Annotated in this window: 10 protein-coding genes; 6 read left to right on the top strand and 4 right to left on the bottom strand. The window is 64.2% G+C overall.

Annotation, left to right across the window (positions count from 1 at the left end; all coding sequences use genetic code 11):
* Window positions 1-115 precede the first annotated feature (115 nt).
* The gene (locus CP49_RS04320) at window positions 116-868 is read right to left on the bottom strand and encodes a sulfate transporter family protein (RefSeq protein WP_057849070.1); all 753 of its coding nucleotides are present in this window, start codon (window positions 866-868) and stop codon (window positions 116-118) included.
* Between the two features lie 202 nt (window positions 869-1,070).
* Here CP49_RS04320 and CP49_RS04315 point away from each other — a divergent pair, with 202 nt between their 5' ends.
* Together CP49_RS04315 and CP49_RS04310 are read left to right on the top strand one after the other, a co-directional pair.
* Entirely contained in the window at window positions 1,071-2,240 is a 1,170-nt protein-coding gene (locus CP49_RS04315) for a CaiB/BaiF CoA transferase family protein (RefSeq protein ID WP_057849069.1), read from the top strand.
* A 7-nt stretch (window positions 2,241-2,247) separates the two neighbouring features.
* A complete protein-coding gene (locus CP49_RS04310; protein ID WP_057849068.1) occupies window positions 2,248-3,195 on the top strand; it encodes a hydroxymethylglutaryl-CoA lyase in 948 nt (315 codons plus the stop codon).
* A gap of 227 nt (window positions 3,196-3,422) precedes the next feature.
* On the opposite strand, the gene CP49_RS04305 is transcribed toward CP49_RS04310, so the two are convergent.
* Window positions 3,423-5,822 (bottom strand): heavy metal translocating P-type ATPase, encoded by a 2,400-nt coding sequence (locus CP49_RS04305; RefSeq protein ID WP_276326558.1) that lies wholly within the window; start codon window positions 5,820-5,822, stop codon window positions 3,423-3,425.
* A 50-nt stretch (window positions 5,823-5,872) separates the two neighbouring features.
* Between CP49_RS04305 and CP49_RS04300 the strand changes: the two genes are divergently transcribed.
* Entirely contained in the window at window positions 5,873-6,148 is a 276-nt protein-coding gene (locus CP49_RS04300; RefSeq protein ID WP_027540012.1) for a metal-sensitive transcriptional regulator, read from the top strand.
* Window positions 6,149-6,268: 120 nt separating this feature from the next.
* Here the strand turns inward: CP49_RS04300 and nikR are convergent, their stop codons facing one another.
* Window positions 6,269-6,715 (bottom strand): nickel-responsive transcriptional regulator NikR, encoded by a 447-nt coding sequence (gene nikR, locus CP49_RS04295; protein WP_057849066.1) that lies wholly within the window; start codon window positions 6,713-6,715, stop codon window positions 6,269-6,271.
* 188 nt (window positions 6,716-6,903) lie between these two features.
* Between nikR and CP49_RS04290 the strand changes: the two genes are divergently transcribed.
* Window positions 6,904-9,054, top strand: coding sequence for a TonB-dependent receptor (locus CP49_RS04290; protein ID WP_057849065.1), 2,151 nt, complete (start codon window positions 6,904-6,906; stop codon window positions 9,052-9,054).
* Between the two features lie 168 nt (window positions 9,055-9,222).
* Here the strand turns inward: CP49_RS04290 and CP49_RS04285 are convergent, their stop codons facing one another.
* Window positions 9,223-10,206: a C40 family peptidase gene (locus tag CP49_RS04285; RefSeq protein ID WP_057849064.1), complete on the bottom strand. Its 984-nt coding sequence runs from the start codon at window positions 10,204-10,206 to the stop codon at window positions 9,223-9,225.
* Between the two features lie 189 nt (window positions 10,207-10,395).
* On the opposite strand from CP49_RS04285, the gene CP49_RS04280 reads away from it, so the two are divergent.
* Both CP49_RS04280 and CP49_RS04275 read left to right on the top strand, forming a co-directional pair.
* Window positions 10,396-11,796, top strand: coding sequence for a flavin monoamine oxidase family protein (locus CP49_RS04280; RefSeq protein ID WP_057849063.1), 1,401 nt, complete (start codon window positions 10,396-10,398; stop codon window positions 11,794-11,796).
* A complete protein-coding gene (locus tag CP49_RS04275; RefSeq protein WP_057849062.1) occupies window positions 11,796-12,464 on the top strand; it encodes a Dph6-related ATP pyrophosphatase in 669 nt (222 codons plus the stop codon). Before CP49_RS04280 ends, CP49_RS04275 begins: the two co-directional genes overlap by 1 nt.
* Window positions 12,465-12,511 lie beyond the last annotated feature (47 nt).

Here is a 12,511-nt window from a genome sequence, read left to right as displayed (position 1 = left end):
GCATCGTCCGGTGCGATCCGGGTGAGGGGGTACAGGTCTCACGTCGTTCAGAGCTCGCGGTGACAGCCCCTCACCCCGACCCTCTCCCCGTGAAGAACGGGGAGAGGGAGAGGAGTCACACCACCGGCATTCCCGTCTTCCGCGCCGGCTCGATCAGCTCCGGCCTCGGGCCGGAGAGGCGCTTGTGCATGTGGACCATGAAGGCCATGCCGAACAAGGGCGTCGCCAGATTGACGATCGGGATCGACACGAAGGCCGCGATGAACAGGCCGGCGGTGAACACGGTCGCCGCATTGTCCTTGCGCATCGCCTTGGCTTCCGCGGGCGGGCGGAAACGCATCGCCGCCAGCTCAAAGTACTCGCGGCCGAGCAGCCAGGCGGTGGCGATGAAGAAAATCAGAAAGCCGGCGCCCGCGAATAGCACGAAGGGCAGCGCGATCAGGTAAACCAGGATCGTCAAGAGCGCCGTCTTGATACCTTCGGGGATGGCGACGCCGAGCGGCAGCGCGTCGCCGGGACGCTCTGCCGGATAATGCTCGCGCTCGACATGCTCGGCGACGTCGTCGACGAACACGCTCGCCACCAGCGAGGTGACTGCCGGCATCAGGAAGATGCCGCCGAGTACGACGCCAAGCCCGGCCGCGATTGAGATGATCCAGGAAAGGATGTTGAGCGTGGCGTGGAAACCCGGCCCGAGCATCGCCTCGGCCCAGACCTCGCCGTATTCCGCGAACCAGCTCAACGCGCGCTGCAATCCGATTGCCAGCACCGTAATCAGCACCAGCGCCAAGGCGATCGAGCGCCACAGGATGGTGCGCATCGGCGGCGACAGGATCTGCGAAAGCGCCTTGACGGCGGCGTCCAACATGACAGTTCAACCTCTTCCCAAGAAAACCCTCGCGAGAGGTAGATATGTGTGAGCCCTTCGGCAAGGGCCAGCTCCGTCCGGACGCAGCAAGTGGCGGCGGGCGTTATGCGGCAGCGAATGCAGCGTCTGACAGATTGTGCCTTCCCAAGGGCCGCCGAAGGCCTAGGCTGGACGCCAAAAGATTGCACGGGAGAGATCCGCGATGACAGGGACGGGACTGCCGCTTGACGGCGTGAGGGTCGTCGAGATGACCCATATGGTGATGGGGCCGACCTGCGGCATGGTCCTCGCGCAGTTGGGCGCCGAGGTCATCAAGGTCGAGCCGCCGGTCGGCGACAAGACGCGTTCGCTCGGCGGCATGGGAACCTCGTTCTTCCCACTGTTCAACCGGGGCAAGCGCAGCGTCGTGCTCGATTTCACGCATGCCGAGGATCGGGAGACCATGCACCGGCTGCTCGAAAGCGCCGACGTGTTCCTGGAGAATTTTCGCGACGGTCAGCTCGAAAAGCAGGGCCTCGGCGCCGAGGAATTGCGCCGCAAACACCCGCATCTGATCGTCGCCGGCCACAAGGGTTTTCTCTCCGGTCCCTACGAGCATCGGCCGGCGCTCGACGAGGTCGTGCAGATGATGTCTGGGCTCGCCGCCATGACCGGGACGCGCGACAGACCGCAACGCGTCGGCTCTTCCGCCAACGACATCATGGGCGGCATGTTCGGCGCGATCGCAATCCTTGCCGCGCTTTACGAGAAGCGCGGCGGCAAGAGGGACGGCGCCGATATTCGCATCGGGCTGTTCGAGAACTGCCTGTTTCTGGTCGCGCAGCACATGGTCGAGTATGAAATGACCGGCAGGAAGCCGCGCTCGATGCCGGAGCGCGAGCATGCCTGGCCGATCTACGACATTTTCGACACGGCTGAAGGCGAGCGTATCTTCATCGGCGTCGTCACCGAGGGCCATTGGTGGAGTTTTTGCCGCGAGTTCGCTCTGCCGGAATTTGCCGACGATCCGAGCTTGCGCAACACCACGGACCGGATTCTGGCGCGCGGGAGAATCATTCCGCGTGTCGCCGAAGTGATCAAGGGCTGGAAGATCGCCGATCTATCTGCAAGGCTCGACGCGCTGAACATCGCCTATTCGCCGATCAATCGCCCCGAGGATCTGCTGCACGATCCGCATGTGCTGCGCCCCGGTGGGCTGGTGCAGAATTTCAACGCCGACGGCGCGCCGTTCCGCGTCCCGGCGTTGCCGGTGGAGTGGAACGGCGGCAACATCGGTGAGGGGCTGAAGGTGCCGGTGCTTGGCGCCGATACTGAAGCTGTTCGCGCCGAACTCGACAAACAAACCCCATCTTCCAAAAATAACGCCGCATGAGGCTGCCATGACCCGCGTTCAGGAACTCTATCCCGACAACAAAATCATTCTGCGCGAGGTCGGCCTGCGCGACGGCCTGCAGCTCGTGAAGACATTTCCGTCGACCGAAGCGAAGCAGCGCTGGATCCGTGATGAATACGCCGCGGGCGTGCGCCACTTCGAGGTCGGCTCGTTCCTGCCGGCAAAGACGTTCCCGCAGTTCGCCGACGTGCGCGATATCATCGCGACCGTGGCGTCGTTGCCCAGCGCCTGCGGCATTGCGCTGACGCTGAATGAGCGCGGGGTCAACGAGGCGCTGGCCTCCGGCGTCGCTGAAGTGGCGACGGTGGTCTCGGCCACTGAAGAGCACAGCCAGGCCAATGCCAACCGCTCGCGCGAGTCGGCGATTGCCAACGTCAAGCGGCTCTGCGAACTCCGCGACGCCAGCGCGCACAAGCCGGTGGTGAACTCGGCGATCTCGATGGCGCTGGGCTGCTCGATCGTGGGGCCAGTCGATCCGATGGAAGTGCTGCGGCTGACGGAAAAACTGTTCGAGGCCGGCGTCGACATGGTCGCGATCGCCGACACGGTCGGTTATGCCGGGCCGAGACAGGTCGGCGAACTGGTCGCGGCCGCAGTGAAGATCGCGGGCACAAGGCCGATCTGCATCCACCTGCACGATACAAGAGGGATGGGCATCGCCAACGCCTCCGCCGCGCTCGATGCCGGCGCGCGCGTACTGGACGGATCGCTCGGCGGCCTAGGCGGCTGCCCGTTCGCACCCGGCGCGACGGGGAATGTCGTATTCGAAGACCTCGTGTTCCTCTGCGAGAGCAAGGGTTTCAAGACCGGCATCGACATCGAGAAGCTGATCGCGGTGCGCGGGATCCTGCAATCGGAAATGCCCGGTGAGGCGCTGTACGGCGGTCTGGCGCGCGCCGGACTGCCGCGCGGCACAGCGGCGAAGGCTGCATGATGGGCGTCTACTGAGTCAGCTCGGGCGGTATGTTCCTCCCCCCTTGCGGGGGAGGGCCAGGGAGAGGGGTGACGGCAACGGCGGTGCTCGTTGTTCAACCGGAATCATGCTTGGCTAGCCGTCGGCAATTCGTCCGGTCCGTGCCCGTGGCTTACCCCTCTCCCCAGCCCTCCCCCGCAAGGGGGGAGGGAGCCCACCGAGCGTGGGGTGAGAGTGGTGTACGGCAACTACAGCCGCGACATCCTTAGCCGCAATGCGTTTCCTACGACGCTGACCGAGGACAGCGCCATCGCTGCGGCCGCAATGATCGGCGACAGCAATAGCCCGAAAGCGGGATAGAGGATGCCTGCGGCGATCGGGATGCCGGCGGCGTTGTAGATGAAGGCGAAGAACAGGTTCTGCCGGATATTGCTCATGGTCGCCTGCGAGAGGCGGCGCGCACGAACGATGCCGACCAGATCGCCCTTCAATAGCGTGACGCCTGCGCTTTCCATCGCGACGTCGGTGCCGGTGCCCATGGCGATGCCGACTTCGGCGGCGGCGAGCGCCGGCGCGTCGTTGACGCCGTCACCGGCCATCGCGACAATCTTTCCGGCTTTCTGCAGCTTTGCCACTACCGCACTCTTTTGATCGGGCAGCACCTCCGCCTCGACGTCGGCAATACCAAGTCTTTTCGCGACGGCGTGCGCCGTCGTCCTGTTGTCGCCGGTCAGCATGATGACCTTGATGCCTTCCGCCGCCAGCGCCTTCAGCGCGTCGGGCGTTGACGCCTTCACAGGGTCGGCGATGGCGAACAGGCCCGCCAGCTTGCCGTCGACGGCCATGTTGATCACGGTCGCGCCGTCGCCGCGCAGATGCTCGCCCCGTTCGTTGAGCGAACCGGTTTCGATGCCGAGCGATTGCAGGAAGTTGGCATTGCCTAGCACGATAGGCTTGCCGTCGACTTTGCCGGTGACACCCTTGCCGGTCGGCGAGTCGAATTCTTCCACCGTGCCGAGATCGAGATTGCGTTCCCTGGCCGATCGCACGATGGCGTCGGCCAGCGGATGTTCGCTGGCGCGCTCGACGCTGGCCGCCAGCCGCAGAATCTCCGCCTCCTCGAATCCCGCGCTAGGCACAATCGCGACCACCTTCGGCTTGCCCTCGGTCAACGTACCAGTTTTGTCGACCACCAGCGTGTCGACCTTCTCCATGCGCTCCAGCGCTTCGGCGTTCTTGATCAGCACACCGGCCTGCGCGCCGCGCCCGACGCCGACCATGATCGACATCGGCGTGGCAAGGCCGAGGGCACAGGGACAGGCGATGATGAGCACGCTGACGGCGGCGACCAGGCCGAACGCCATGCGCGGTTCTGGTCCGAGCCAGGCCCAGGCGAAAAACGCGATCAGCGCCACGACGATAACGACCGGCACGAACCAGCCGGAAACCTGATCGGCAAGCCGCTGGATCGGCGCGCGGGAACGCTGGGCGTCCGCCACCATCTTCACGATCTGGGAAAGCAGCGTGTCGCGCCCGACCTTCTCGGCGCGCATCACGAACCCGCCGGACTGGTTGAGCGTGCCCGCGATCACCTTGCTGCCCGGCTCCTTGGTGACGGGCATGGATTCGCCTGTTACCAGCGACTCGTCGAGCGAGGACCGGCCTTCGAGGATGACGCCGTCGACCGGCACCTTCTCGCCCGGCCGCACCCGCAGTCTGTCGCCGACCGCAAGTGTGTCGATTTCCACCTCGTGATCGGCGCCGTCGTCGCCGATCCGGCGCGCGGTCTTCGGCGCGAGCTGGAGCAGCGCCTTGATCGCGCCTGATGTCGCTTCGCGGGCGCGCAGCTCAAGCACCTGGCCGAGCAGCACGAGCACGGTAATGACCGCGGCCGCTTCGAAGTAGACCGCGACTGCGCCGCCATGACCGCGGAAGGTGGCCGGGAAAATGCCGGGCACGACCGTGCCGATCACGCTGTAGACATAGGCCACGCCAGTGCCCATCGCGATCAGCGTAAACATGTTGAGATTGCGCGTCAGGAGCGATTGCCAGCCGCGCACGAAGAACGGCCATCCGGCCCACAGTACGACGGGCGTCGCAAACGCTAATTGAATCCAGTTCGACAGCGTCTGATCGAGGAAGCCGTGGCCGCCGACGAGATGGCCGCCCATTTCGAGGACAACCGCAGGCAGCGCGAACACGAGGCCGATCCAGAAGCGGCGCGTCATGTCGGCGAGCTCCGGATTGGGCGGTGCATCCGGGCTCGCGACCTCCGGCTCCAGCGCCATGCCGCAGATCGGGCAGCTTCCGGGACCGACCTGGCGGATCTCCGGATGCATCGGGCAGGTGTAGATCGTGCCTTCCGGCACGGCGGGTTTCGGCCGGCTGTCCTTTTCCAGATATGAGGCGGGATCGGCGGCAAATTTGGTCCGGCAGCCGGCCGAGCAGAAATGAAAGGTCTCGCCGCGGAAATCGAAGCGGTGCTTGCTGGTCGTGGGGTTCACGGTCATCCCGCAGACAGGGTCGCGCACGGTCGCGGCAATGTGGGCGTGATCGTGATGGCTATGGCTGGAGTGGTCGTGGCCATGGCCGCTACAGCAGCCGCTCTTCGACGCGCCGTTTTGGTCGGCGTTTTTGTTCTTGTGCATCATTCGCTCCGGCACTTGAAACCTATACCCTGTAGGGGTATATAGACCTCATGCGAAAAGACATCAAGGCATCCTGTCAAAAACGCCTCAGCCGGATCGAGGGCCAGGTCCGCGGCCTCTCCAAGATGGTCGATGAGGACCGCTACTGCATCGACATCGTGACGCAGATTTCCGCCGTGCGGGCCGCGCTGCGGCGCGTCGAGGAGGAAGTGTTGCGGGATCACGTGTCGCATTGCGTCGAGCATGCGATCACCAGCGGCAACAAGGCCGATCAGCGCGAAAAGATCGCGGAGCTGATGGCCGTAATCGGCCGTTCCGACAGGTAACGCGTATTCGCAACCCGGATGGAGCGAAGCGCAATCCGGGATCTGTGGATGCTCGTAGAGTGTTCCCGGATTTCGCTCCGCTTCATCCGGGCTACAGCCCTACGCGTTCTTGCCTCGACGCTAGTCGTGCCGGTGGCCGTGCTTGCGCGCCCTCGGCTTCTTGTCGGATCCCGTCGGAATCATCACAACGCGGCCATAGCGAACGCCGCGCTCGGCGATGATGTGGTCGGCAAAGTGCCGGACCTCGCCGCTTTGGCCCTTCAGCGCAGTCACCTCCATGCAACTATCGTCGTCGAGATGCACATGCAGCGTCGCCAGCGACAGATCGTGGCGGCCGTGGAAATTCTGCACCAGCCGCTTCGACAGGTCGCGCGCGGCGTGGTCGTAGACGTAGACCAGGGCGGCGACGCATTGGCCTGATGGAGCCGCATCCTCGGCGCTCTGCTGCAGGCCGGCGCGGGCGAGATCGCGGATGATCTCGGAGCGGTTTTGATAGCCGCGGGCTTGTGCCGCCGCGTCGATCTCGGCGAGCAGATCGTCTTCGATGGTGATGGTGATCCGTTGCATGGAAATTCCATTGGCGTCCTGCAGTATGATATTTTTATTGTAACGTCATACTGCGCTTGCTAGCGTGAGGCGCCGGGTTAAGTCGACTGATACGATCGTGCGCCGACTGTAGCAGTTATGATGCGGGGGCATGAGCGTTGTGTAGGGCCGTTTGGTGGGTATTTTCCGCCACCGCATCACTGCTTGTCATGGCGCCACCGGCAGACGCGCAGAGTGTCGCGGCAGCCAAGCCTGGCGAGCTTCCCGCGGTGACGGTGGACTCTCCCGGAGCGCGGCCAAACAAGCGCACCAAGCCACAACGGCGTGAACAGACCGCGCGAAATCCATCCGCGGTTCAGCCGAGCGCACCTGTCCCGCCGCAGGTCAGCGGCGGCGTGACGTCGGTGTCCGCGACTGCAGGGCCGGCATATCTTCAGCCCGCTGCCGCCAGCGCCATGACCATCAGCGGAGCGGAAGTGAACGCCCGGCCTTTCTCGCGCGCCGGCGAAGCGCTGGAGGCGGTACCGGGGCTGATCGTGACCCAGCATTCCGGCGAGGGCAAAGCCAACCAGTATTTTCTGCGCGGCTTCAATCTCGATCACGGCACTGACCTGGCCATCAGCGTCGACGGTATGCCGGTCAACATGCCGACCCATGGCCACGGGCAGGGCTACGCCGATATCAATTTCCTGATTCCGGAGCTGGTGCAGTCGGTCAATGTCCACAAAGGGCCGTACTTTGCCGACCAGGGCGATTTCGCCTCCGCAGGCGCCGTTGCCATCGACTATGTCAACCGGCTGCCGAAAAACATTGCCGAGTTGACGTTCGGCAGCTTCGGCTACCGCCGCACGCTGGCGGCAGGATCGACATCTGTCGGCGCGGGCACGTTGCTCACCGCTTTCGAAGGCGTTGGATATAGCGGGCCTTGGGACGTGCCCGACAATGTGCGCAAGCTCAACGGCGTGCTGCGCTACAGCCAGGGCAGCGCGACCGACGGGTTCACGCTGTCGGCGATGGCCTATTCCAACGGCTGGAATTCGACCGACCAGGTGGCGCAACGCGCGATCGACCAGGGCGTGATCAGCCGGTTCGGCACACTCGATCCGACCGATGGCGGGGTCTCGAGCCGGTTCTCGCTGTCGAGCAATTGGGCGCAATCGAGCGAATACGGACAGAGCAAGATCAGCGCCTATGCGATCAACTCTTCGCTGCGGCTCTACAACAACTTTACCTATTTTCTCGACGATCCCGTCAATGGCGATCAGTTCAGCCAGATGGACCGGCGCACCGTCTATGGGCTCAATGCCAGCCACGCCCTCGATATGCGTGTCGCCGGCGTCGAGACGCAGACCCGCGTTGGATTGCAGACGCGAGGCGACGATATCCGTGTCGGCCTGCTTAAGACGTTCCGGCGCGAGACGCTCTCCACGGTTCGCGAAGACAGCGTCAGTGAAGGCAATGTCGGCCTGTGGGCCGACACGACGGCGCGTTGGACCGACTGGCTGCGCACCACGGTCGGCATCCGCGAGGATTACTTTGCCGGCCGCGTCATCGGCGACACGCCGGAGAATTCCGGCAATGCGCAGGCGTCGATGACAAGCCCCAAGGCCGGCATCGTGCTGGGGCCGTGGTATCGGACCGAACTCTACGGCAATGCCAGCTACGGGCTGCACTCCAACGATATCAGAGGCGTGACCATCACGGTCGATCCGATCGACAAGGTGACGCCGCAGGATCGCGTGCCTCTGCTGGTACGCTCGAAAGGCGCCGAGCTCGGCATCCGCACCAAAGCGGTCGAAGGCCTCACCAGTTCGTTCGCGGTATTCGTGCTCGACTTCGATTCGGAGCTGCTGTTCGTCGGCGACGCCGGTACCACCGAGCCGAGCCGCCCCAGCCAGCGCGTCGGCGTAGAATGGACCAACCAGTATCAACTGCTACCATGGATGCGGCTCGATCTGGATGTCGCCTATACCCGCGCTCGCTTCACCGACTTTGATCCTGCGGGCGACTTCATCCCGGGCGCGCCCGCATGGGTGGCGGCAGGCGGCATGACGTTTGGCGGCGACAGCGGTTGGTTCGGCGCGCTGCGGGCGCGCTATTTCGGGCCGCGCCCCCTGATCGAGGACGACAGCGTTCGTTCGCAAGCGTCGCTGATCTTCAATGCGCGCGCGGGCTACAAATTCGACAACGGACTGCGGCTGCAGCTCGACGTGCTCAATCTCTTCAACGCGCGAACCAACCAGATCGAATATTATTATCTGTCGCGGCTGCCGGGCGAGCCGATCGGCGGTATGGCGGACCGGCATGTGCATCCGGCAGAACCGCTGGCGGTGCGGCTGACGCTGGCGGGGAGGTTTTGACGGAGCGATAGGGCATGCGTGCGCATCGGCGCTCCTCCCATTTGTCAGACCTCATTCTGAGGAGCGCGAAGCGCGTCTCGAAGGATGAATGGCACCAACGGGGCCTCGTGGTTCGAGACGCCGCTAGCGCGGCTCCTCACCATGAGGGTTTAGTAGCTGCGACGAGGCCTACGCCACCGTCTCCGGGATGCGCGGCTTCATGCGGCGCTCCGGCGGGCGGACCGGGACATATTCGACGGCGAGATAATGCTCCGACACGGTGACACGTTCGATCATCGTCGTTTCGACGGTCACTTCTTCAGCCGCAGCCGGAAGCGGCGCTTCTTCGTCAACCTCTTGAGGAACAAGCGGCGGCGACTTGATCTCTGGAAACACACCGAATTCGCCCGCTACCTCCGGGAGCGGCTTCTGCTTGTCGGCCCAGTGCAGGGCCGTGTAGTCGAAGCCGTGCACGATAGTGGGTTTGACGATTTCGAAATAGGGCGAGATGTCGAAATCGCGCGGCATGTAGAGCGAGGAATCGCGGATATGCAGGATTTCGCGCCGGGCCTTTCGCGAGGCGGCGCGGGTGATCTTGGGCAGGATCGGGTAGCGCACGGCATCGAACGCCTGCGCGATCAACGCCGAGCAGATGATCTTGGTGGGATCGCCGGAGCCGAACGCGATCATGCGCCGGCGCCAGCGCTGCGGCACCGGCAACGGAATCAGGTAGCGCATCAGATCAACGATGTTCTTGGTGTCGTAGCCGAAGCCGATGCGGTTGATGGCGTAGCGGCACACCGTGGTGCGGTCCTCAAAGGACAGGCCGATCGGGCGGCAGACGCGTGTGTGATAGGGATAATATTTCGACAGCGGCGCCGAGGTCACGCCTTCGCCGATATTGGCCTCGATCAGCACATGCGGCTCGCCGTCGGGTTCGTGCGCGCCGTCAACCGGGCCGACGTAGAGCGCGCCGTGCGACCAGGTCGATTGTGTCAGGTATTTGATGATGCCGGAGATGCGGTTGTTGCCTTCGACCAGCAGCACGTCGCCGGGCTCGATGACGCCGCGCAGATGCTCGGGATCGCTGGGGGTAAACGGCTCGTAGCCCGGGACTTCCTTCTGCAGGTAGCCCGCGATCAACTGGCCGATTGTATCGAGCATTACGCCCATGAAATTCCCCCGGAGCGGATTTTCGTCCGCCTTTTTTGTTCCCTTAGCATGGTCGCAAGCGGTTTCAATTTAGTTCATGCGTCAAACGGATCAATCATGATTGATTTACCATGAGTGTTGCTGCGTAACGTGAGATGCTGCACAGTTCGCTAGCTGTTCTCTTTTCCTTCAAGGCCCGGAAACCATGACATGACAATGACTCGCCGCCACTTTCTGTCGGCGTCCGCGGCATTGGCAGCGGTCCCGGTTTTTTCCGGGGGGCGCGCGGGAGCAGCACCCTTGCCGCGCGAAGCCGACATTGTCGTGATCGGCGCGGGTGCGGCCGGCATTGCTGCGGCGCGGCGGATCATGGCGGCGAACCGCAGAGTGATCGTGTTGGAGGCGGCAAATCAGGTCGGCGGCCGCTGCCAGACCGACACCTCGACCTTCGAGGTGCCGTTCGATCGCGGCGCGCGCTGGATGCACAATCCCGAAACCAATCCGATGATCAAGCTGGCGCGCGCCGCGGGCCTCGAGATCACGACCGCGCCATCGGGTCAGAAAATCCGCATCGGCCGCCGCAACGCCCGCGCCGGCGAAACCGAGCAATTTCTCGCCGCGCTCGTGCGTACCAACCGCGCCATCGACGAAGCCGCGCGGCGGTTCGACGTCTCCTGTGCCTCCGTGCTGCCGAAGGATCTCGGCGACTGGACCAGCACGGTGGAGTTCGTGTTAGGCGCCAGTTTTGCCGGCAAGGATTTGAAAGATGTCTCCGTCGGCGACAAGTCCCGCGCGCAGGATCGCAATACTGCGATCGGCTGTCGTCAGGGATTGGGTACGCTGATCGCAAAGCTCGGCGAGCAGGTGCCGCTGTCGCTGTCGACACCGGCCAATCGCATTGTCTGGAGCAACCGCGATGTCAGTGTGGAGACGCCGGCGGGCAGGATCGCCGCGCGTGCCGCCGTGGTCACCGTGTCGAGCAATGTGCTGGCTGCCGGCAACATCAAGTTTGCACCTGACATCCCGAAGCGCATGCTCGACGCCGCCTCGAAACTGAGCCTCGGCAGCTACGACCGGATCGCGCTGCAAATGCCGGGCAATCCGCTCGGGCTGGCGCGCGACGACGTCGTCATCGAGCAGAGCAATTCGACCAAGACGGCGCTGATATTTGCCAATATGGGCGGCTCGTCGCTCTGCACGATCGACGTTGGCGGCTCGTTCGGCCGCGATCTCTCCGCGCAGGGCGAGAAGGCCATGGTGGCGTTTGCCGTGGAATGGCTGACCAAACTGTTCGGTAGCGAGGCGGCAGCCGCGGTGAAGAAGTCGAGCGCGACGCGCTGGAACGCCGCGCCGTTCGCGCTCGGCGCGATGTCGGCGGCCGGTCCCGGCGCGCAATCCTCGCGAAAGGTTCTGACCGAGTCGTTCGGCTGCATCTATCTCGCCGGCGAGGCGACGCATGAAACGCTGTGGGGGACGATCGACGGCGCCTGGGAGAGCGGCGAGCGCGCGGCAGAGGCGGCTTTGCGGCGGATCGGCGCGTTGAAGGATCCCGAGCCGCCGCCGCGGCCGGCGAAAACACGACGGCGCACGTCGGCATCCCCGATCGACTGATGGCCCGTCCGAAAGCACTGATCTCCTGGTCAAGCGGCAAGGATTCGGCCTTTGCCTTGCATGAGGTGATGCGCGCGGGCCAATTCGATGTTGTCGGCGCGCTGACCACTGTGACCGAAACATTCGGCCGGGTATCGATCCACGGCGTGCGGCAGGAGATATTGCAGGCGCAATGCGAGGCCGCAGGCCTGCCGCAGCGAATCGTGCCGATCCCCTATCCCTGTCCGAACGAGGTTTACGAGGCGCGGATGCGCGAGGCGGTCGCGCAGGCTGTCGCGGGCGGCATCACGCATATGATCTTCGGCGATCTGTTTCTCGCTGATATTCGCGCCTATCGCGAACAGAAGCTGGCGGGCACCGGCATCACGCCGGTGTTTCCCCTGTGGGAGCGCCCGACGCTCGAACTGGCGCGGGCGATGATCGCGAGCGGGCTGGAAGCGCATATCGCCACCGTCGACCTGATGAAGATGCCGGCCGAATTCGCAGGCCGCACATTCGATGCAGATTTACTGGCCGATCTGCCCGACGGCGTCGATCCCTGCGGCGAGAACGGCGAGTTTCACACCTGCGTGGTGGCGGGGCCGATGTTTTCGCGGCGGCTTGTGGTGACGTCAGGCGAGCGCGTCGAGCGCGACGGTTATGCGTATTGCGATCTGGTGATGGATTAAATCGTAGCGTGGGCAAACCTCCCCCGTCGTCCCGGCCAAGCGAAGCG

The organism is Bradyrhizobium valentinum (genome assembly GCF_001440405.1).
Taxonomy (GTDB): Bacteria; Pseudomonadota; Alphaproteobacteria; order Rhizobiales; family Xanthobacteraceae; genus Bradyrhizobium; species Bradyrhizobium valentinum.
The sequence above is the reverse complement of the archived record's forward strand: the minus strand, read 5'-3'. Positions and strand labels throughout refer to the sequence as shown.

What these genes read in the sequence shown, in the direction of transcription:
- CP49_RS04320 (WP_057849070.1), bottom strand. Translation starts at nt 868, where the DNA reads ATGTTGGACGCCGCCGTCAAGGCGCTTTCGCAGATCCTGTCGCCGCCG.
- CP49_RS04315 (WP_057849069.1), top strand. Translation starts at nt 1,071, where the DNA reads ATGACAGGGACGGGACTGCCGCTTGACGGCGTGAGGGTCGTCGAGATG.
- CP49_RS04310 (WP_057849068.1), top strand. Translation starts at nt 2,248, where the DNA reads ATGACCCGCGTTCAGGAACTCTATCCCGACAACAAAATCATTCTGCGC.
- CP49_RS04305 (WP_276326558.1), bottom strand. Translation starts at nt 5,822, where the DNA reads ATGCACAAGAACAAAAACGCCGACCAAAACGGCGCGTCGAAGAGCGGC.
- CP49_RS04300 (WP_027540012.1), top strand. Translation starts at nt 5,873, where the DNA reads ATGCGAAAAGACATCAAGGCATCCTGTCAAAAACGCCTCAGCCGGATC.
- nikR (WP_057849066.1), bottom strand. Translation starts at nt 6,715, where the DNA reads ATGCAACGGATCACCATCACCATCGAAGACGATCTGCTCGCCGAGATC.
- CP49_RS04290 (WP_057849065.1), top strand. Translation starts at nt 6,904, where the DNA reads ATGGCGCCACCGGCAGACGCGCAGAGTGTCGCGGCAGCCAAGCCTGGC.
- CP49_RS04285 (WP_057849064.1), bottom strand. Translation starts at nt 10,206, where the DNA reads ATGGGCGTAATGCTCGATACAATCGGCCAGTTGATCGCGGGCTACCTG.
- CP49_RS04280 (WP_057849063.1), top strand. Translation starts at nt 10,396, where the DNA reads ATGACAATGACTCGCCGCCACTTTCTGTCGGCGTCCGCGGCATTGGCA.
- CP49_RS04275 (WP_057849062.1), top strand. Translation starts at nt 11,796, where the DNA reads ATGGCCCGTCCGAAAGCACTGATCTCCTGGTCAAGCGGCAAGGATTCG.